This is a genomic window from Nitrobacter sp. (genome assembly GCF_047149785.1).
Taxonomy (GTDB): domain Bacteria; phylum Pseudomonadota; class Alphaproteobacteria; order Rhizobiales; family Xanthobacteraceae; genus Nitrobacter.
In genome coordinates this window covers 2,376,386-2,396,419 of sequence record NZ_BAAGBE010000001.1, presented here as the reverse complement: position 1 = coordinate 2,396,419, position 20,034 = coordinate 2,376,386, and the positions used below count along the sequence as shown (strand labels likewise).

At 57.8% G+C, this 20,034-nt stretch carries 19 protein-coding genes and 1 pseudogene; 11 read left to right on the top strand and 9 right to left on the bottom strand.

Features of this window, described 5'->3' with window-relative positions; translation table 11 throughout:
• Positions 1-377: 377 nt before the first annotated feature.
• Positions 378-722 (top strand): hypothetical protein, encoded by a 345-nt coding sequence (locus ACMDCM_RS11090; RefSeq protein WP_412773610.1) that lies wholly within the window; start codon positions 378-380, stop codon positions 720-722.
• 9 nt (positions 723-731) lie between these two features.
• Here ACMDCM_RS11090 and ACMDCM_RS11085 read toward each other — a convergent pair whose 3' ends face one another.
• The 3 genes from ACMDCM_RS11085 to ACMDCM_RS11075 are packed head-to-tail and all read right to left on the bottom strand — an operon-like array spanning position 732 to position 2,057.
• Positions 732-1,175: a hypothetical protein gene (locus ACMDCM_RS11085; RefSeq protein WP_412773609.1), complete on the bottom strand. Its 444-nt coding sequence runs from the start codon at positions 1,173-1,175 to the stop codon at positions 732-734.
• 14 nt (positions 1,176-1,189) lie between these two features.
• On the bottom strand, positions 1,190-1,591 hold the full coding sequence (locus ACMDCM_RS11080) for a helix-turn-helix domain-containing protein (RefSeq protein WP_412773608.1): 402 nt from the start codon (positions 1,589-1,591) through the stop codon (positions 1,190-1,192).
• Complete coding sequence (locus ACMDCM_RS11075) at positions 1,572-2,057, bottom strand: hypothetical protein (RefSeq protein ID WP_412773607.1); 486 nt, start codon at positions 2,055-2,057, stop codon at positions 1,572-1,574. Before ACMDCM_RS11075 ends, ACMDCM_RS11080 begins: the two co-directional genes overlap by 20 nt.
• A gap of 304 nt (positions 2,058-2,361) precedes the next feature.
• Here ACMDCM_RS11075 and ACMDCM_RS11070 point away from each other — a divergent pair, with 304 nt between their 5' ends.
• The 5 genes from ACMDCM_RS11070 (at position 2,362) to ACMDCM_RS11050 (ending at position 6,449) form a co-directional block, all read left to right on the top strand.
• The gene (locus tag ACMDCM_RS11070) at positions 2,362-4,104 is read left to right on the top strand and encodes a beta strand repeat-containing protein (protein ID WP_412773606.1); all 1,743 of its coding nucleotides are present in this window, start codon (positions 2,362-2,364) and stop codon (positions 4,102-4,104) included.
• A 53-nt stretch (positions 4,105-4,157) separates the two neighbouring features.
• Positions 4,158-4,529 carry a curli-like amyloid fiber formation chaperone CsgH gene (gene csgH / locus ACMDCM_RS11065; protein WP_412773605.1) on the top strand — a complete coding sequence of 124 codons (372 nt, stop codon included), beginning with the start codon at positions 4,158-4,160 and terminating at the stop codon, positions 4,527-4,529.
• A complete protein-coding gene (locus ACMDCM_RS11060; RefSeq protein WP_412773604.1) occupies positions 4,514-5,038 on the top strand; it encodes a hypothetical protein in 525 nt (174 codons plus the stop codon). The genes csgH and ACMDCM_RS11060 overlap by 16 nt, the downstream gene beginning before the upstream one ends.
• A 41-nt stretch (positions 5,039-5,079) precedes the next feature.
• The gene (locus tag ACMDCM_RS11055; protein WP_412773603.1) at positions 5,080-5,373 is read left to right on the top strand and encodes a curli assembly protein CsgF; all 294 of its coding nucleotides are present in this window, start codon (positions 5,080-5,082) and stop codon (positions 5,371-5,373) included.
• Positions 5,374-5,522: 149 nt separating this feature from the next.
• Positions 5,523-6,449: a CsgG/HfaB family protein gene (locus tag ACMDCM_RS11050; protein ID WP_412773602.1), complete on the top strand. Its 927-nt coding sequence runs from the start codon at positions 5,523-5,525 to the stop codon at positions 6,447-6,449.
• A gap of 404 nt (positions 6,450-6,853) precedes the next feature.
• On the opposite strand, the gene ACMDCM_RS11045 is transcribed toward ACMDCM_RS11050, so the two are convergent.
• Positions 6,854-7,633 (bottom strand): lytic transglycosylase domain-containing protein, encoded by a 780-nt coding sequence (locus ACMDCM_RS11045; RefSeq protein ID WP_412773601.1) that lies wholly within the window; start codon positions 7,631-7,633, stop codon positions 6,854-6,856.
• On the opposite strand from ACMDCM_RS11045, the gene ACMDCM_RS11040 reads away from it, so the two are divergent.
• The 5 genes and pseudogenes from ACMDCM_RS11040 to ACMDCM_RS11025 all read left to right on the top strand — a co-directional run bounded on the left by ACMDCM_RS11040 (position 7,557) and on the right by ACMDCM_RS11025 (position 10,709).
• Positions 7,557-8,030 (top strand): hypothetical protein, encoded by a 474-nt coding sequence (locus tag ACMDCM_RS11040; RefSeq protein WP_412774794.1) that lies wholly within the window; start codon positions 7,557-7,559, stop codon positions 8,028-8,030. The two genes, ACMDCM_RS11045 and ACMDCM_RS11040, sit on opposite strands and share 77 nt — an antisense overlap.
• On the top strand, positions 7,937-8,284 hold the full coding sequence (locus ACMDCM_RS11035) for a hypothetical protein (RefSeq protein ID WP_412773600.1): 348 nt from the start codon (positions 7,937-7,939) through the stop codon (positions 8,282-8,284). The genes ACMDCM_RS11040 and ACMDCM_RS11035 overlap by 94 nt, the downstream gene beginning before the upstream one ends.
• Positions 8,285-8,355: 71 nt before the next feature.
• Positions 8,356-8,454 (top strand): annotated as a pseudogene (locus tag ACMDCM_RS16975) (IS481 family transposase); the annotation flags it as partial.
• Between the two features lie 268 nt (positions 8,455-8,722).
• Positions 8,723-9,715 carry a UDP-glucose 4-epimerase GalE gene (gene galE, locus ACMDCM_RS11030; RefSeq protein WP_412773599.1) on the top strand — a complete coding sequence of 331 codons (993 nt, stop codon included), beginning with the start codon at positions 8,723-8,725 and terminating at the stop codon, positions 9,713-9,715.
• A gap of 217 nt (positions 9,716-9,932) precedes the next feature.
• Positions 9,933-10,709 carry a class I SAM-dependent methyltransferase gene (locus ACMDCM_RS11025; RefSeq protein WP_412773598.1) on the top strand — a complete coding sequence of 259 codons (777 nt, stop codon included), beginning with the start codon at positions 9,933-9,935 and terminating at the stop codon, positions 10,707-10,709.
• 43 nt (positions 10,710-10,752) lie between these two features.
• Here the strand turns inward: ACMDCM_RS11025 and ACMDCM_RS11020 are convergent, their stop codons facing one another.
• The 5 genes from ACMDCM_RS11020 to ACMDCM_RS11000 form a co-directional block, all read right to left on the bottom strand.
• Positions 10,753-11,688: a heparin lyase I family protein gene (locus ACMDCM_RS11020; RefSeq protein ID WP_412773597.1), complete on the bottom strand. Its 936-nt coding sequence runs from the start codon at positions 11,686-11,688 to the stop codon at positions 10,753-10,755.
• A 94-nt stretch (positions 11,689-11,782) separates the two neighbouring features.
• Positions 11,783-12,454, bottom strand: a complete 672-nt coding sequence (locus ACMDCM_RS11015) for an FkbM family methyltransferase (RefSeq protein ID WP_412773596.1) — start codon at positions 12,452-12,454, stop codon at positions 11,783-11,785.
• A 186-nt stretch (positions 12,455-12,640) separates the two neighbouring features.
• The gene (locus ACMDCM_RS11010; RefSeq protein WP_412773595.1) at positions 12,641-13,591 is read right to left on the bottom strand and encodes a hypothetical protein; all 951 of its coding nucleotides are present in this window, start codon (positions 13,589-13,591) and stop codon (positions 12,641-12,643) included.
• 161 nt (positions 13,592-13,752) lie between these two features.
• On the bottom strand, positions 13,753-14,364 hold the full coding sequence (locus tag ACMDCM_RS11005; RefSeq protein ID WP_412773594.1) for a class I SAM-dependent methyltransferase: 612 nt from the start codon (positions 14,362-14,364) through the stop codon (positions 13,753-13,755).
• 63 nt (positions 14,365-14,427) lie between these two features.
• Complete coding sequence (locus ACMDCM_RS11000) at positions 14,428-19,881, bottom strand: glycosyltransferase (protein WP_412773593.1); 5,454 nt, start codon at positions 19,879-19,881, stop codon at positions 14,428-14,430.
• Positions 19,882-20,034 lie beyond the last annotated feature (153 nt).

Below are 20,034 nucleotides of genomic sequence, written 5' to 3'. Positions count from 1 at the left end.
CCAAATAAGTGAAATTCCCTGTTAGCAGCGAATTCTGGTGGAGATTTGGTTGCGCATCACTGCATCGCCAGCCATCCAGTGCGATATTTTTCCGCAGAATTGGCGAAAAGCCCGCTAATGGGGCGCATCCTTGGCACGAAGAGACCTATGGCATGACATACCGAGCGTGCGAACTGCCATTGGATCGAGCGAAAAATGCGACAGCAGGGGCTTAAGGCGCGCCCACAACCTGCGAGATGGGTGAGCGGCAGCCACCAGCCATCGCTCCCAACGTGCCTGAAGCGCCTTTGAGGCTTCTGCTCCAAACCGCCGAAAGATTTACGCCTCTTTAAAACGGTTGTGCCAATAATAAAGGCTTAACCGAAGGATAGGGGCTTATGCGGACGATCATCGGAGTACTTTGCTTTTTTGCAGCGGTTCAGTCTGCCGTCGCCGGAGAGGCATTCATCTCTCAGCCAAACGCTCACAGCTTTCTTTTGGCTCCTGAAGCGTTGCTGTCGGCCGGTCATTCGTCGCATGCAAATCTCGCGGTCCCTCTTGCTTTGGCCGCCATTGCACCCACCTCCGCGGCGGTCGACCCGCGCGTCAACGCATCCTACATCAGCCAGGCTGGAACGAATAATTTCGCTGCCGTTGTCCAGTCGGGCGGCGGAAACCTGTCATTGATCGTTCAACGTGGCGCCGGCAATCAGGCGATCGTCACCCAGACACGCGGGCGCTGATGCCTGGTGTCAGGTCTTGGCGACAATCTGTAACGAGCCGAGGTGAAGTTCGTTCGGACCGTTGTTTATGAACGCGCGGATGTGGATCAGGCCGGGTCGCGAGATTTCGAGCGGAGCAAAGATCAGACTCGCGGCCACCACGATAAATGGAGGGAGCGTCTCCTTGGGCAAGCCCTTCAGCAAGTCTTCCTGATCGCGCAACGAAGGCACCTCGATCGTCTCCTCGGTAATCGGATCGACCTCTCCCGGAAGATAGCAACGCGCGACCACCGATTTGTAAGGTTGCGTTGCCGGCGAAAAAATATGCAGATGAGTGCAGAATTTCGGCAGCGATAGAGGAAAGCATCCGCTGACGAACATCACGGCATTGTAGCAGCCTACGAAGGTCAGTTTGCCGCCGGGCTCGTTGCGGATATCGTCGCAGAATATCGTGTAGCCGTACCGTTCCGTCATTGAGGCCAGGCCGCCTAGGCCGGAGTATCCGGGTTGGTTTCGGGGTCTGCGTTCGCATTCGAGCCGCCGCCCCGACGGCCGTTGACGATCTTGGGGGGCGCATGGCTGACCGTCGATGTTTCGATTTGTTCGTTCTGACCCGAACCCCGGACAGGCTCGCGCAACTCAAAAACCAGTTCCATGTCCATCGCCCAGGCGAGGTCCGCCAGGGAACGAAGAGTCAAATTGGTTTCCCCCGACAACTGCCGATTGATCAGGGAGCGATGCACGCCGAGCTTCTCGGCCAACGCCTGCTGCGTCACGCGCTCTTTGGCGCGCTTCTCTGATAGCGCTCTAATCAGTTCATGACGGACACGGCCAATCAGACGGCCGGTTTTTCGGGCCCGATCGCCGATGTCAAATTGAAATAACGTCACCAGGCAATATCCCCCTTACGCACAAAGTATCGTCGACTCCAAGTTCGCGGCGCAGGCGTCTGATGGAAATCCGGTAACCGCGATACAGATCATGGTCTTTGACTTGGTCGGCCCAATCACCAAAAACTCCCACGAAACAATCTTTCTTCAAAAACCAGCCAAAGATTCGAATGTCCGGCGTCTTGAACTCCCAAACGGCGTTCTCTTCAGCGCGGATGTAGCGAAACTGGCGCATATGAACCAGCGGGCGTCCCGTCAGAAACATATGAAAGAGATGATCAAGCTGTTCGGCTGGAGTTGTGTCTCCCAGCCTGACGTTTGGTTCAATGCCTCCCAGAATCTGCTTGAGCCATTCGATAAAACCGGGTGTCCCATACAGCAGCCGCAGCGGCTGTTCGCCGACATCCAGGGCAACGTCGATTTTCGATATCGCGCCGCGTTCGACCAAGTCTTCAATTGTCGACATATATAAATCTACAATTTGATCGACGTCAAAGCGTCACAAGATGTTTACATTAACAGCGTGAATGCCGCGGATAGTCAACGAAACTGCGGCAGCCCGATTGCGGGCGAAGCCGTTCGCGCCGCATCGATCCACGCCGCGTAACTACCTGAAGATATGTTGAAAATCAGGCTCGGCGGCCGTTGCGAATATCGTGGACGCCGGGGCGGGACGCGTTATCCATCCCCACCTTTGACGAGCGCTGGTCGTCAATTCTTTCCCGAACTCCAGAACCAGGGCCAAATTAACGCAAAACTAACGATTCCCCTTGCGCGGAATCATTAAAAAGAAGTTAAATCTGGATCGAGGGCGGCGATGGTCGCTGACCCCGCTTTGGATAACAGGGAACGTTATGAAAACATTGACAACGCTGGCCATCCTTCTGGCCACGACGTCGCTTGCCTCCGCGGCAAGCAACGAGTCGTTCATCCTGCAGGCCGGACACCGCAATCATGCATTCGCGGGTCAGACCGGCGGCAACAACACGCAGGCTACCGTTCAGTTCGGACGCCACAATGGCGCAGCGACGCTGCAGGACAACGCCGGAAGCCACACCAACGAGTCCGGTATTCTGCAGATCGGCGATTACAACGGCGCCATCGCCCGCCAGACCGGCGGCAACAACAAGCAGGGGACCATTCAGGGCGGCGTCGGCAACTTTGCGCTGACCACGCAGCAGGGCTCCTCCCACTCCGGCAAGATCAACGACTCGACCACGGCCCAGTTCGGTTTTGGGAACGGCTCGATCGTCAGCCAGAAGGACGGCAACAACAAGCAGACCACGCTGCAGGTCGGTGCGGGTAACTTCGCCGCGACAGCGCAGGACAATGCCGGCAACGACAACAATAAGTCGACCATCACCCAGTTCGGTGGGTTCAACCGCGCTTTCGCCAACCAGACGGGCGGCAACAACACTCAGGACACCCTGAGCGTCGGCCTCGGTAATTTCGCTCTGACGGATCAGAATCAGTCGGATGGCGCGAACAAATCGACCACGCTGCAGTTCGGCGCCTTCAACGGCTCGATCGTCGGCCAGACCGGCGGCAACAACGATCAGGGCACGCTGCAATTCGGCCATGGCAACTTCTCGCTGACCGGCCAGAACACAAATGCCCTGGGCGGCAGCAATGGCGCGGGCACCGGGCAGTTCGGCGGCGGCAACAAGTCGTTCACGTTCCAGAACAGCAGTGGCGCGCAGGCTTCGGTCGGGCCTTACACTTTTGATGGCTGGGGTTGGTATGGCCCCGTTCACGCGACCGGCCTGACATACGGCGCCGATGCCGCATATGGTGGCGGTGTTAATGGTTCTCTGACACTCCAGGCGGGCAAGGACAACACGTCGATCACCACCCAGGATGCAACGGGTGCTCGGACGTCAACATCCGAATACGGCACGTACGGAAGCGGTTGGTCCACAGCTTATGGCCAGTACACCTATCCAAACGGCCTAGGTCTGAACGGTGTTGATAACAATGCGGCCACGCTGCAGTTCGGCAATAGGAACTTCGCCTGGACCAATCAGAACGGCGCCAACGTTCTGCCGGTCTCCAACGACTCGCTCGTTGCCCAGTTTGGCGATGACAACGGCGCTCTGGTCAGCCAGAAGAATGGCCTGAATGGCCAGGCGACCCTGCAGTTCGGCAAGCATAACTTCGCCGTTACGAGCCAGACCAACACCTCGACCTCAGGTCTTCTGCCCACGGCCAATGCTGCTGCGACGATCCAGGCCGGCAAGTACAACCGCGCCTTTACTTCGCAGAGTGTCGCCAATCCGCTTGCCGCTGGGTTGAACGGCTCTCTGATCGCACAGTTCGGTGTTGGCAATACCGCCATTGCCAGCCAGCAGACCGGCTTGCAGCCGATGATCGGCGCGAACCTGAACACTCAGGCGACCGTGCAGGTTGGCTACGGCAACTACGCCGTGACCGCGCAGAACAGCGCCTCCGTATCGAACACCTCGGTGACCGCGCAGTTCGGCTCGGGCAACCACGCGATTACTGTCCAGCATTAAGCTACAGAGGCGGCGGGATCATTCCCGCCGCCTCCCTTCCATGGGACGACGGCATGTCGGGCATCCGCACGATCTTCGCGATTGCCGGGGCTGCTTTTTTGTCGACGTCCGTTTTGTCGGCGAGGGCCGCGGCTGCGATGACGATTGGTTGCCACATCCGCGCGACAAAGCAAGGCGATGCGCTTCGCCTCGAAGCCGTTGCAGAAGGTCGAAGCGCGGCCAACGGCAGCTATCGTTTCGAAGTTTCCAAGATCAGTTCAACTGGCACCAGCCAGAACGTTCAAAGCGGCGAATTCCGCCTGCACCGAAATCGCGACGAACTGCTTACGACCGTCATCCTGGATGGGTCGGCTGTTGGGCACTACAGCGCCCGTCTGACCCTGAATTCCACTGAGTTTGGGAGCGTCTCATGCGTCTCACCCTGATCAATTTGCTGTCGCGCGCGGGTCTTTGCGCGCTGCTTCTCCTCATGATGCCGCTGGTGTTTACTTCGAAAGCCCACGCGGACGGAGCCTTCGTTCAGCAAGCCATAGGGTTTACCGGCCATGGTACGCTGGCTCTTGCGGTGCCCTTGACGGCCGCGATGTCGACCGGCAGGCCGTCATTCTGGGCTCCACGCGCCCCGTCTGCACGGTTCGCGCCGGAAACGACTCTGGCGGCAAGCGGAGGAAATTTCGCCAGCACGCTCCAGATCGGCAACTACAACAGCGTATTCCAAGCTCAAGCCGGCTCGGGAAATATCTCTAATGTAGGAATTATTAAGGGCGATTATAACAAAGTTGGCGTGTTGCAGGCGGGGCACAGCCTTCGATCCAATCTTTTGCTAGTCAATACGACGGGGCTTTCTGTTGGCGTTATTCAGCCGAACAGATCGGCGCCGGTCAACATGCTGATCGCTCGGTTGCCAAATGGCGGCCTGCTTATCAAGCGCTGATCTGGTCGTTGGTTTTTAAGCGTGCTTTTCGGGAGGGGACGATGGGACGATATATTTTCGCTTCTGTACTCGCTGCGGCTTGCGCGTTCGCAACGGCGGCTTTCGCAACAGAGCAGGTTTACCACCCGGTCAGCCCGACATTCGGCGGCAACCCGCTCAACGGCAGTTTTCTGCTCTCGACAGCGCAAGCGCAGGGGATGGGAACCAAGTCCGGCCAACAAAGCCCCGACCTGTCAGGCCTGACGGATGCGCTGAGCGGCATCGGCTCGGGCTCGAGTTCTACTCCGGTCGTTGTCATCGAAGGGAGTGGCTCCAACATACCTAAGAACCCCTAAGAGCTATTCCGGCTTTGATGGAATCAAAGCCGGGCTTTAGCCTTTTTGTTTCGACGCGTTTTTTACGCGAACCGGTATCCACTTCTCCTGAAAACGCTTTAGTCGTGGCGTGACGCTTACAAATCGAATTTTGCGATTGGGGTCGAAGCGTGCAGTCATTTTTCTTAAGAGCGGCGTGTGCCGCCGCACTCGTACTGGCCAGTGCCGGCTGTGCGATTACCGGGTCCAACAAGGATCTGGTTTCTCCTCCGGCCTCGATGGTCGAAGCTACCAAGACCGGCGTTGTTCTTGATAACCTGCCGCCGCCGAAACGTAAGCTCGATGTTTCCGTCTATGATTTTCCGGACCTGACCGGACAGAACAAATCCAATGACAATTTCGCAGAGTTTTCTCGCGCTCTGACTCAAGGCGGCAGTTCGATACTGACCGATGTCCTGGTCAAGGCCGGCGGCGGAGCCTGGTTCGATGTGGCGGAGAGGGCAGATCTTCAGCCGCTTCTCCAGGAGCGGCAGATTATCCAAAACACGAGGACGGCGCTTGAGGGCAAGAAAGCTCCAAGCCTGCCTCCTCTCCGATTCGCCGGCATCATTCTCGAGGGAGGTGTCATCGGATACGACACCAACGAGACGACGGGAGGCATTGGCGCAAACTATCTCGGTCTCGGCGGAAACGTTCAATACCGACAGGATATCATCACTGTCGCGCTTCGGGCCGTGAGCGTGCAGACCGGCCGCGTGCTGGCGTCGGTCACAACCACCAAGATCGTTTATTCAGTGAATGTCAGCGGAACAGGTTTTCAGTTCGCTGCCGTCGATCATTTGCTTCAAGCGGATCTCGGCTTCACCAAGAACTCTCCGGCGACCTTGGCGGTGCGCGAAGGGGTTCAGTTGGCCGTCTATTCCCTCATTTTTGAAGGCGTGAAAAACGGCCTATGGGAGTTTAAGGATCCCGTAGCAGGCGCCGAATTCATGAGGCAGCTTGAACTGCAAAAGAAAGCCGTCGATCCGAGGCATGTGATGGCGTCCGCCGAGCTGCCACCGGGGCCGGCAGGGCGGCCGCCTGTTGTTTTGAAGTAGGCGGCGCTACCTGCCAACCGGTCGGGCCGATTGCGTGGCGCTATAACAGGCCGGCGATGCTGCATTCTGTTGGTTGCAGGTCGCGGGGGTGGACGGACTCCCTGCCGCCCCGCTGTTGATGCTCGCTCCTTCCGGAGTCGTCTTTGGCGCCGTGTTGCTGGCGGCAGGAGTTGCCGTAGCGGGAACGCGTCCATGCGCTTGATCGACATGAACTTCGGACGCGTGCCGGGCGCGTGCGTATGCGCTGCTTACGGGATAAACGGCCGATAGCGCGAAAACGGCCATTCCGGCGATTGATACGATGCGCAGCATGCTAATTTTTCCACGGTAATCATCGCTCGCATAAACCTGCGATGATATTCAACGGCTCGCGACCGAAAGCTTAGAGTCGAGCGCGTTTGCGATCAATAAAATCTTTGGGTTATGCAAGCAGGACAGAGGGTCCGCCGCCGGTCATTGGTGTTGTTCGCCGCCATCAACGGCTGGGTATGTCGGCTGATCTCGGTTAGCAGCTTAAGTTCCAGCTCGCGTTGCGTGGGAGGATGCCTCTTGACCTTTAGACCCGCGGCGCGGGCAACAGGCTGAAATCCATCGGGTACCCACTCGGGATGTCCCGCCGTGATCGCTTGAACATATTGCCTTGTCTCGATCGGTAAGGCGCTTTTGCCGGCAAGCCATCGTTTGACGCGTTCCGGTCCTGCATTGTAGGCCGCCGCGGCGAGGCCCCAGTTGCGGAAAGAGTCATTCAACTCCTTCAAGAGTTCCGCCGATTTAAAAAGCGCCTCGTTCGGATCGAACGGGTTTTTGAGACCCCGCTGCGCGGCCGTCGCCGGCATGAACTGCGCAATCCCTTGCGCGCCTTTTACACTGACAGCATCCGGATTGAACGCGCTTTCCTGCTTGATCAAGGCAAGAAAAAGTTCGATTGGCACGGAATGCGCCCTTGCCGCTCGTGCGATCGTTGCCTGTAAATCGTCTCGAGCAGAGGGCCTGGAGCGGCGGACCTTTCTCAAAGTCCTGGCAAGCGCGATCCGGGATGCCGAGATCTGAGAAATAGAAACCTCGGATATTTCAGCGCGATACGTGTGGTTTTGAATTGGTTCGCCGGTGGCCGAGTTGCAAAAACATGTGGTGACCAGCAAAGCCCAAAGGATCGTGCGCAAGGACAGTTCTCTCGACAACATGCCGGGATGGTTGCATATCAGACCAAGCCGTTGGCGTCTATTCGCCGCGTTAAGCGATGGTGAACGACGTAGTCGACAGTTGCACTTGTCCCTAAATTTATTCCGCAACATTTGGATCAATTATGAGGGTTCTTTGCCGGCCACCGCGGGAAAGACCATTCCATATCTGAAATTCGGGCGGGTGATAACGCCGCGAATGCCGGTGCTCGCTGAAGCGTTGGCTGTGCGGATCGGCATCGCCCGCGCATTGATGCCGGACGCCAGCGATTCCGAGCGCCGCTGGGTGGCAACGGCGGCTGTCGCATGCAAGGCATCCGCAGGGCGCTGCCTGGTCGCCTGTGGCGGATGCTGCGACGAAACGTTGCGCTATGGGTGGCTCGGCTCAATGAGGCGTTGAAAAACACCGGCCAGACCCTGAACTTCACCGATCCCGTCGAGGGGCCGGCTTCCGCCGGCACGATTTCCGATTTGATCGCGGACATGCGTGAGGGGCAGGTCAATACGCTGATCATTGTCGATGCCAATGCGGTTTATGCCACGCATATTTCCGTTTTTTGCGCTCCTGAATGTACGGGTTCGCCGAAGCCGGCGCTGCTTGTCGGGCTTTGCGCGCTCACGCTCGTCATCGTGTCGTCGAGGCCGCGATGCTGATCCTGCCGGCTATATCCAGGCCGGCGTCCATCCCGGTCATGCGCTGATCCTGGTGGGCGGTCCGTCGAGCGATAGAACGTAATCAAGAGAGCCTGATAACTCCGGCGAGGCGTTACGTGATCAATCAGAAGACCGTGGCGAAGTGGAAGAAGCGATCGTCGGGTGTCGATGGCTCCTTCTTGTCGTCGGGACCAGGACCGCAACCATACCCATCGCGCGCTCGCAGCTCGAGCACTCACGTGGCTCAATGGCGAAGCAAAATTTTAAAGCGAGATCAAGAAATGTGTGCCTTGGTGTGCTGAGTATAAGGCATTTCCTCACGCGATCCTTGGACGTACTTTGCGCTAAACGTGGGAGTGACGGTCCCAGGCCTGCAAGACCTGGAAACGGATTTGTTCAGTTCGGCACCCCTTCACGGCAGACATCAGCAGAGATACGATGGCAGACGAAACATGCATTCTCGTAACTGGCGGTGCAGGCTACATCGGGTCGCATTGTTGCCGCGCGCTCGGCGCAGCCGGCTATAAGCCGATTGTATACGACAATCTTTCGACGGGTCACCGCAGCTTTGTCTCGGCTGAGATGGTGGTCGGCGATCTTGTTCAGAAAGACCTGATTGTTGCTGCTCTCAGGAAGTACGATGTCACGGCCGTCATGCACTTTGCGGCCTCAAGCCTGGTGGGCGAGTCCGTTGCCGATCCACAGACCTACTACGTGAACAACGTTGTTGGCACGCTCTCGCTGTTGCAAGCGATGCGCGAGGCCGGCTGTCGTCGTATCGTCTTCTCTTCTACGGGAGCGGTGTATGGCAACGCCGACAGCAAGGCTCTTCCCGAGAACTTTCCCTGCGTTCCAATCAATCCGTACGGCGCGTCGAAATGGATGATCGAGCGCATCCTATCGGACTATCGGGCAGCCTATGGCTTCGGGGCATTCTGTCTGCGCTATTTCAACGCAAGCGGTGCTGATCCGGCCGGTGATATCGGGGAATGGCGCGCCAACGAAACGCACCTCATCCCGCGAGCGATGATGGCGCTCCAGGGCTATATCGATGACTTCGCCATATTCGGAGATGACTACGATACGCCCGACAAGACGGCGATCCGCGACTACATCCATGTCAACGATCTCGCTGCGGCCCACGTAGCTGCTTTGAAGCTGCTGCAGGAAGGACATTCGGGAGGAAGCTTCAACCTGGGTACCGGCTCCGGGTTTTCCGTGCGCGAAATCCTGGCGGCCATTAAACGGGTCACAGGCAGGGATGTGCCATACGTGGTTAAGCAGCGGCGGCCGGGTGATCCCACCTACCTTGTCGCGGATCCTTCCGCCGCGCGCGAAATACTCGGATTCATCCCAAACTGTTCGGACCTGTTTACGATCATCGAGACGGCCTGGACATGGCACCAAAAAGCGCATCCGACTAAATTATGAACGCGTGCTGTAGCGTTTTCGAGCGAAACAGATGCCGGTTTGCGTGAAGAAAACGCCTCAAATCATAATCTTCTGATTCCATCAAACCCGGAATAGCTCCAAGGTGTCCGGTTCCGGAGTATGAAGAAATCAGTCAGGCCGATCCCGCAATCCGGAGGTGGCGTCCATTCGCCGGGTTCGTCCGTCGCGCTGCTCTATCTGTTTGGAGAGTGACCTCATGACTGAAGAAGCCCCGTCAGCGGACGTGATCTTCGAGACGGCTACAGACAAGGCGTTCAAAGCCCGTGCCACGTTCGAGTATCAGCAAGTGAGGAAATGGGCTGGCCATCGGATTAACTTCAGTACGGCGCGAATCCTTGATTTTGGATGCGGACAGGGCGTGGCAGCGGCGTCCTTTGCGCTGCGTCATCCGGAGGCACGCGTCATTGGCGTGGACATTGAGCCCGTGATCGTGCCGCAGCTAAACAATCTTCTTAAGGCACAGATTGACCGTACCATTCCATCGAACGTCAGCTATCGCACCATCTCGCCGACGCCGTTTTCGAGCGAAAAATTCGATCTGATCTACGCCTGGTCGGTGTTCGAGCACATCAAGGAAGACAAGATGGTTGATACCTTCGCGATGCTGAAGGATCATCTCGCCGACAACGGCGTGCTGTTTGTCTGCTGCAATCCGCTCTACTTCTCCCCGCATGGATCGCATCTCTACAAGTACTTCAAGTCGCCCTGGCACCACCTGCTCTTGACGCTGGACGAATTGCGCGACGGCGTCGTATCTGATGGCTTCCTCTCTTCAGAAGCACGGGAGTGGCAACAATTCCTCCAGCTCAACCGGTTGACCGCTCATGACATCATGGGGCGGGCTTCGGCGGCGGGCCTCAAGTGCATTCGGCAGCATCTCTCGAAAACGGATATCGCGCCGCCGCCGAGGCTCGCCCGGCTGTATGAGAACGACGTTCTGACCACGACGGAGCTTGTAGCCACTTTTTCTTGAAGCCCAACTGGCCAAAGGCGTTTATGGATGAGATCTTGAGGCGTTACCGGCTGACGCTACCGGACGTGGTCCCATACAGTATATTGTCTACATAAATCGTTTGAGTTGTCGGCTGACGCCGGCGGTATATACCGATGTCGAAACCGATATTTTGCGTAATCTTGCCGTGTTCGACCACGGACGCTCGATCTGGTCTATAGCCCCAGCATCCGCTCCAGTTCGCAATGCTTACGCCATCAACTGAGGCCTGAACTTTTCCATTCCTCACGCCGCACGGCGCCGGCTCCAAGTCGAGCACGACATGAAACCAACGTTCTCGTTGAACGGAAAATGAGCCCACCACTATGGGACGGCCGTACGCAGCTCTTTCGCTCTCGTCCGAGGATACCGCAAGCTCGAGCGTGATTTCTTTATCGTTGGATTTGACGGGATTTACACGCATGACGAGGATCGGGTGGCCGGCACAGCATTGGTATGCCTGGAAGTGAATGAGCCAGTACCGTGGTACCTGATAAGACTTATCCAACATCATATCAAAACTGATAAACCGCTCATTATCGAGGCTGCTTACCAAGGTATGCTGGCTCGATTGATGGGGCACCGCATTGAGAAAAATTTTGTCCTTTACATTCCTGTCGTCTTTGGACGTCAGGGAAATCGCGAGGGAGCGAGCGTTGTTCCCCAAGCGGCGGCGCGCGGGAATGCGCTCATCGAGCCAAACATTAAAATGAGACCCGATATCAACAGTAAACGGATATGAGCCAAATTCAGCAGGACCATGTATCCGAAAATAGAATGGCTTCGATAGGTCTCGATTTGAGAATTTCGACGTGTCGATCGTGTCGGACAGGGAGAACGCCAACGAAGATATCAAACCAGATTGTTCTGACAGAGCTTCTTTTGCATATACGAGAGCGATAATCCCGCCGCATAGGGACAGAACGCCGAATTTCCTTAACTTGCGCGATAATGGGGACATAGCAAAGTCTCACGGGCTCGAAGCGCATGAACGCCGTACGGTGTACACGAGACTGTGGCGTTTTCGAGCGAGGTGGACGGTTCGCGTGAAGGAGCTATTGAGAGAACACAGTTTCAACAAAACGGAGGCGGTCTTTATCGACCTTGTCGAGACGGTTCGATGAGTTCCTTGAACGAGTGAAAAAAGCATCCACTTCGACGAGGTCGCCTTCGAAATGGGAGATCGGATTAAGGCGACGCAGGACCAGGCCGTGTTGATCGAGAAGCCCAACGAGGTCAGACAGAAGGCGCTGGCCTCGGTAGATCGCATAAAAATGAGCCTCTAGTTCAACGCCGAGGACGCCGTCCAAGAGACTCCCGAAACCCTGTAAGACCTCGTATTCGCAGCCCTGTACGTCAATCTTGATGACGTGCGGGGCAGGGACCTCTCCGTCCGCGTAAAGGCGATCGTAGCGCACGCAATCAATGGTCGTCGTATCGATGACCTGGAATTGTTTTGCTATCGGGTAGCCGTTCAGAAAACTGAAGTTCGGCTCGCGCAGGGACGTGCATCCGAAATGTTTCGTCAGATAGAGCGTCTTCCTGCCGGCGTTGTCGTACAGGCCTTTTTGAATGATCGAGATATTGGCCCGCCCGGCATACTTGGCTTGGATCTTTTCGGCCTCGGAAGGATTGCATTCAAATATCACAGGGTGAATGCGATCCAGAAAGCATTCCCATTTCGGGTGAAGGCCGCCGGCGCCTCCCACGTCGATCAGATTGAGCATGTCGCCTTCTCCGAATACACTCACCGTAAGAAGTCATTTCACATCATGACGAAATTCAGGCCTCATTCGTCTGAATGGCACGACGTGCTATCATGGCCATTATCCCGCCTTCAAAACCTTCAGCGCATGAGAAATACCAGGCCGGTTACTTGCACGACGGCAATCGTGCCGAGTTAAATTCACCCGCTAATTGCCCTCGGCATCGGATGGCACAACCGACTCGAAGCTGTCTCTTTCAAAAAACGGTGTCCATCTCTCTGAATCGTAGCGGATCAATCCCTCTCGAAGCAGATCCCAGTTGGACCGGGTCACCACGAGATCCCGCAAGTCATTTGCGGTCCAGTCGCGTTTCGCGCTTCGAACAAAGCCGGCCAGCTTGACGACGTAGCTCTGATCGAACAGTACCGGATGGCGCCAGCACTGATTGAGCGTGGTGACCCTCGGTCCATACACCGGAAAATTGGTTGTGCATTCGGCTACGTCACCGAAATCGGAGAGTGGCGCGCCGCGATGGCCCAGCCGGTCAACCTCGGTGGCGATGAACGGCTCGCAATGAACCCACACCTCCAGTGACCGCGAGCGCCGGAATCGGGCCATCTCCAGGCGCCGCGCAAACAAATCCAGCGCAAACCGTCGCGACACGATCACGAACGGAAAGTTGCACTGCCGTATCTTCGACAGGTCGAACTGCGAATCGACCTCTCGCTGGTACCATTCGATCGTGCTCTCATTCCAGACCCAGCGCGGACTCGCGGGGGCGAATTGATGCGCGACAAGATCGATATTGCCTTCCATGACACGCTTCGTGACATGCAATAGATCGATCGCCGGTATGGAGTCGTATTCCATTAGCACGAGATAATCGGCATCCGTTGCGAGCAGCGCCGTATATAGCGCGTAGTCGCCGCACTGCCAGAGGCAACGTTCGGCATTGGGATATACCGGCAGTCCCATCCGCTGAAAATCGGCGAGTCGGTAGGTAATCTTCCGGATGTCCCCCGCGCAATCCACGGGACCATTGGTCTCATCCACAAGCAGAGTGACAGGCTGCCCGGCAGCCTCACACTGCAACCGGTATATGCGCTCCGTATCCGGATTCCAGAAATGTGTCCTAAAGAAGAATCCGGTCTTCGCCATCGGTCCGCCTGGGTATCCGGCAACATTGTTCGCAATGTTCTGTGATGTAACTATCGTTTCACTTGACCAAGGACGAACAACCTACACGAAAAAGAAGCATCGGAAAATGATCGTTTAACCAGGGGATTCTTGCATCCCGCCGCGGGCGTCCATGGCGCAGCTCAACAGATGCGCTCAAGACAAAAGCTGAAGTAAGTGTCTGGGTCGATGGACAGATATTTATATCGCCATTCCGAGTTCCGGCAGAATGCACCTGTCGCCTGGATCACGCCATAAACATGCGGCGCCACGACATTTCCGGACGAGAAATCGTGCCCCGCGATAAGGCCTCGTGCGCTGCATTTGCGAGAGGACAGTTCAAGCTCCTGAGCCGTCAGGTCGTAGGCATGCGTGGTATCAAGATAGATGAAGTCGAAATAGCCATCGGGAAAGCTGGCCAAGACCTCGGTCGAAAAGCCGCGCACGATTTCGACGGCGCCGGTCTTGATCTGCGTCGCGAACCTGCTGGTCACGGTCGCGAGTCCTTCCGAGAAGCGCTGGTCTTCCCAGGCATCGACGAGATAAAGCTTGTCTGGCCGAAGACGCGCAATGATCTCCCGGCTGAAATCACCTGCCGCAACCCCGACCTCGACCGCTCTTCCTCCCTTCGGCAGCACATCGAGCATGTCATCCCTGGTCGGGACCACCCGACAGTGCTCGGTGTGCACGTGGTCAAGCTTTTGTCCCTTGATCCGATCAACTTCCGCTTGACGCTTCGATCGCGCGCTATCCATGGGAGTTCCTCGGAACCTTGACTTCAAAGCTTCTGATCGAAGATCGCGCTCTGATCGGCGTGGTCATCGCTTTGAAAAAGCCCTGATCGGAGCGAAGGAATATTCAACGGCCTTGCTGTTGAACTGGATGTCTGGAAGATCGCTAAAGCCGTTGTTTCCCATGAGACGCGACAGCGCCTCGCTCCAAGCGGTCCAGTGCTGGCTGCTCGTCAGCGACCGCTGCAAGAGGACAACTGCGCCGCGCAACATCACGCGTGCCAGTTCGCCCGCGATCATCTGAAGCTCCGCCTCGGAAAGCTCGCCGCAGCGAATAAGCGACAGGTGAAATGAAGTCGCCCGGTTTGGAAGGCGGCCCTTTGCCTTGAGTTCGGCGATCAGCGCCTCGACCGTCATCCGTGGACCCTGGAACTGCCGCGCCCACTCGTTTTCAAGCTTGCCTTCCAAACCGACCGCGAGCGCCGGCAGACGCCGGTACATATAGGTACCTTCGCTCAGCCATCTGTAGACCGAACGGTCCTCCGGTAATGCCTCGCATGACGGGCACCTGGCCGCCCCGCCAAAGCTCGGGCCATACCAATCGCAGATGTTGCAATGCTTTAGCCTGCCGCCCACGACCGCGTCATAGCGATCGAGTTCATCGGGCAGTACGGGATGGGCAACCACCAGCGTCTCATCGAAACGTTGGGACAGTGTGGGCCGGCTCTTGTTGAAGAGCGCAAGCATGCCGGGAACCGTCCCGAGCTTCCAACCGTTGCTTTCCGCGTAATAGCTGTATTCGACATCTGTATAGCTGTGCGGAACGTCCTCGCTGAAACCCCCGATCTCGTCCACCATTTTCCGGCGCATGCCGAACAGACCACCCTGCACATGGCCGAACACCCGGTCCGGATTATCGGTGGCGAACGACATGTTGCGGAACTTGGGGAACAGCTCGATGCCTGACGGGTATTCAGATCCGTGCAGATAGCTCGGCGAATAGCCGATGGTGCCGACAAGCCCGGCCTCCGGCTGTTCCTCCAGCGCGTGCACAATCGGGATCTCCCAGCCACGGCCGAAGCTGACGCCCTCCTTGCCGCACATGTAGATTGCGTAGTCGCTCGTGCCCTGCGCCAAAGCCGCGTTGGTGCCGGGACCGACCATGGCATTGACCGTGTTGTGGATCACCGTGACCCGGTCCTGCTGCTGCCAGAGTTCGTCGAGATATTCGGCGACCGGCTCCCGTCGGCTCAGGTTGTCGCAGATGATCAGATGATAAGGCAGCGATGTATTCTCGAGAAGCCGCTGCACCGTCATTTTCAGCTCGGCGAGGTTGTTCCAGGACACGATGATGACGTCGATCGTCTCATTGCGCCAGACCCGCATCAGCACGCGCGTCAGACGCACGACGTCGTGCCGCTCGCGCGCACGCTGCGCTGCGGCGCGAATCATCGCGCGCACTTTGAGCGAGGGCATGCCGTAAAAGCGCCGAATGCCCTCAGCCACGCTCTCCGGCGTCTGGTCGACGATGATTCCGGTGATGTCGTCGACCACGAGATCCGGAATGCCTGAGAGATTGGTCGTCAGTACCGGCACGCCGGCGGCCATGCTCTCCACCACGGAGGTCGGAATGCCATCCATGTCGCCGTTTTCGATGCGCACGGAGGGCGCGACAAACAGGTCGGCAGTCTTCATCCTGTCGACGATCTCGTCCTGACTCAACTGTCCCATGATCTCGATATTGCGAGCGCCGATCTCGGCGATGAGGCGGCGGTACTCTTCCTCCAGCTCACCATAGCCGTAGATCTCGATGCGAACGCCGAGGTCCTCGATCAGCGGAGCGGCGCGAATCAGCAGGTCGAGACCCTTCTTCTTCACGAAGCGATGGACGGAAATAATCTTGCGAGCCGAGCGATTCTGCTTCTCCTCGTCATAGGCGGCCGAGAAGCGGGTGGTATCCACGGCGTTCGGATTGATGATGACCTTCTCTCGCGGGAAGCCGCGCTCGACGACGAAGTCGAGGTGAAACCTGGATAACGTGAACAGGGCGCGGCACCACTTCGACTGGCCGATTTCCGCCAGCCGGTTCTTTATGTCGTTCTCGTAGCGGAAGATGTCCTGGGCGTGAGCGATGAACGTGAAGGGAATCTGTGCCTCTTCGCAGGCGGGCCAAACCATGTCGGTGACGACTGGATAGACGAAATGCGCGTGCACGATAGTCCGTCCGGTCTCCTTCAGGCGCTGGGCGAGCTTCTTCGGCGAATCGACCCGTTCGTAAGCAATCGAGAATGACGGCGTGAAGTCCTTCCATGGCGTCTGGCGACAGAACACCAGCACGTCGACGCCGGTCTCGACCAGCGCTTTGAGTTCGTTGAGAACGAAGGTTTCCGAGGGGACCGGGAAATGCCAGCAGAAATAGGCGACGCGCGGCCGCTCCTCCCGGTTCTTCAATCCGTGCCGGCGCGCCGGCCGGATGAGCGGCGTGCCGGCGACCTTCCGCAACTCACGCGGCGGAATGATTCTGGCATAGGCTTCCGCCATCTTGGTCCGATAGCTTGCCAGGGCAAACCGCGCCACCGCGATTTCCCGCCCGCGCTCGCCCAACTGCTTAATGAGCTGCGGATTGCGGCATAGCTTCTCCACACAGGGCAACGCTTTCGCATATTTCTTGAACTCGACCAGATAGCCGCTCTTGCCGTGGTCGATCAGCTCGGGCAGCGCGCCCCAGCGATACCCGATGACGGGTCGTCGGGCCGCCATCGCCTCCAGAACCGTGCGCCCGAACGATTCGGCGAAATGCGAGAAATTCAGGACCACGTTGACCTGCTCGACAGCCCGCCTGGGGCTGGATGCATAGCCGAGGAAGACGATGTTGTCGGGGAGTTCGCCTGAGGCCTGCCTTGCCTTCAGCTCCCTGACCAGGTCGGTTTCGGGACCGATGATGACGAACTTGGCATTCTTCACCTTAGCCGCCGCCAGCCGCGCTAGCTGCACGACATCGGCTATCCCCTTTTTCGGAATGTTGCTGCTGATCAGCCCGAACCTGACCTCACCGCCAGACAGGTCGTTGGCGATGTCCATGGCTTCGACATCGATGGTGTTCGGGATGATGAAGGTGCAGCCTTCCTTGGCGAAGGCGCGCCCGGTGCTCTCGGAATTGCCGATCACCCAGTCGGCGCGCGCCTTTGTCTCGCGGATGATGTCTTCCGGCGTCGCGCCGATCATGTCCTGCAGCGCCTGGTCGTGCTGGATGAGTTCCCGGACATGTACGATGCCTGGGACGCCACACCTGCGTGCCGCATCGAGCGGCTCGCGCAGCATGATGGTGTTGACGTGGACAGCATCGATGCGATCCGTCCGTATGATGTATTCAAACGCCTCCAACGCCTTCGGAGAGGTAGCCTCGCCATGCCGCCACCATTTGTAGTCAACAATATAGACGTGATGGCAGAGCGGACGAATGGCGTTGGTATAGTCCGGCACATTGCGGGGTAGCACTACGAATACATTTCCCGGGATGCTGCCGACGGCGTCGACCATGTCAATGAAGCTGCGCTCGCTTCCGAACAGGTGATCGCCGGCAATGTGGGCGACGATCAGGACGTTGGGAGCGTCTTCGCGATAGTCCAGCCTGCCCGGGAATTGCTTGGCGATCAGCAGCGTCCTGTCCGGCTTTGCCGCGAGCTGGGCGGTAGGCGCCACGACAGGCGGCGGCGTCGGCGGAGCGAACCGGGCATCCTTGAAAAAGCCGACGATCATCTCGGAAGACAGCCGCCTCAACCCTTCCGTGGCGAAGTGATCGAGGCCGGCCGAAGCAAGGCCCGCGTCCTGCCGCCTTGCAAGTTGTGCGTAAGTGCGCGCGTCGAAATACGGATGCGGATCGTTCAGCGCCGCCGCGCCCTTCGTCAGATAATGCAGCAAGGGGGAGGTGCTGCGGTCGTCAGCCAGATATTTCCGGCGGTAGTGCCGGGGCGAAAAAAACGGTGAAGGCTGGCGGTCGTCGGGCTCCCCCTGAAGCAGGTAATGCAGCAGTGGATCGGCCTGCAGCGGATCGAGGTCCACGGCTTGGAGATAGTATCGGCTGTTGAACAGGGCGTGCGGGCTTACGCCGTGAGCTGCACCGAAGATGACGAAATGCGAATAGGGCTCCAGGTCGATCGGTCCTTCGAACTGCGTCTCGTAATAGGCCGCATCGAACAGCGGAAGAAACGCGAACCTCTTCTCGCGCCAACCACTGGTGAGATAATCGAGCAGCGCGACCGCAGTATGGCTGTCGGAAAGGCCGGCCTTGCGCGCATAGGCGGCCGGGTCGAACAGCGGATGCGGACTTGGTGGTGAAGGGCCAATTTCGAGGAACTGCGTGAGCCACGTGCTGCCCTCCGGGGGCTCATCGGCAGACTTCGCGTAAAACTGGGTCGAGAACAACGGATGCGGATCCCTGCGCGCCCGCGAGCCGTACTCGATGTAGTGGCAGAGCGGCTCGATGCCATCTCGGGCAAGCTCCTGATTCCGCATCAGGTAGAATGGAACCGAAAAAAGGGGCTGTGGACTCTTGCCCTCGCGCCATCCCGCGGTCGCATAGTGGCTGATCAGATCGGTGCCACGCGGTAATGGCCGCTCGAACTGTCTCTTGTAGTATTCCGGATCGAAAAGCCCGCTCTCCCTTATGAGCCGGACTTGTTCGACAATCTGCTGTCTCGAGCGAGTATCGGCGCCGATCAGACCGATATTGAGGAAATTTTCTTCCTCTCGGTACAGATCGAGCTCCTCTCGCAACGCATACCGCAGCACTGGCTTGCAGGCATCCAGCGTCGTCTCTAGCCAGCGATTTTGTTCTGAGAGCAGTCCGATGAATCTCGTGGCAGCGTCGAGACGTCGCTCGTAGAGGCTCCTGACCTCTGACAAATCTCCGGCCAGCTTCAAGCGGTCGGTTTGATAATCGCCATCCTTGGCTGCATTGTCGAGCTTCAGCTTCGCCGCGATGGCGGTCGTATCCTTGTGCTCGTTTTGCAGCCGATTGAGCTTGAGGACGACAAGGTCGTACTGCGCGCGCAGGGATGCTTCCCGATCAAGGGCTGCTTCCAACTGTGATTGCATCTCTGACGGCGAAGGCGGGCCAACGCTCATGACCGGGCTCGCCATCGGCGCGCTCGCCTGACCGCCCGGTCGAATTGGCAGCACTTCGGGAACCGACGATGAATGGTCGCCGTTCGCTGCGAGCCTTGCCAAGTTCCGGGTCGCCTCATCAGAGAGACCTTCATGGTCGCGCTTCAGCAGTTGCGGCTCCTTTAGCTCTACTCGATCGGGCTCCGGTTTGGTTCTGGCGACCAACTGGAACAGGGTTTTGAGTGAGACGAGGGCGTCCGAGCATTCCCGCCGCACCGCGCTTAGCGTTCTTTCCATCTCTGCGATGGAATCGGGGTGGTGCCCGCAGTCACCTCCATCCAGTTGGGCCGTGACGGCATGAAGCTTCGGCGTTAGTTCTGCAAGCCGGATGTGAAGCTTGCCGATCGTTGCTTCGAATTTATTGACCTGGTTCATCTCGGAACCCTACGCCAAATCTCAAGGTCCCCAAGGTCTCGGAATGACGATCTGGCTCGTCATCTCGCTTGGGCTCGAGATAATGCATTGTCCGATCGGTTAAACAATTAATTGACGGACCAGTTCAAGCACTTTGGGGTCTATCAAATGCCC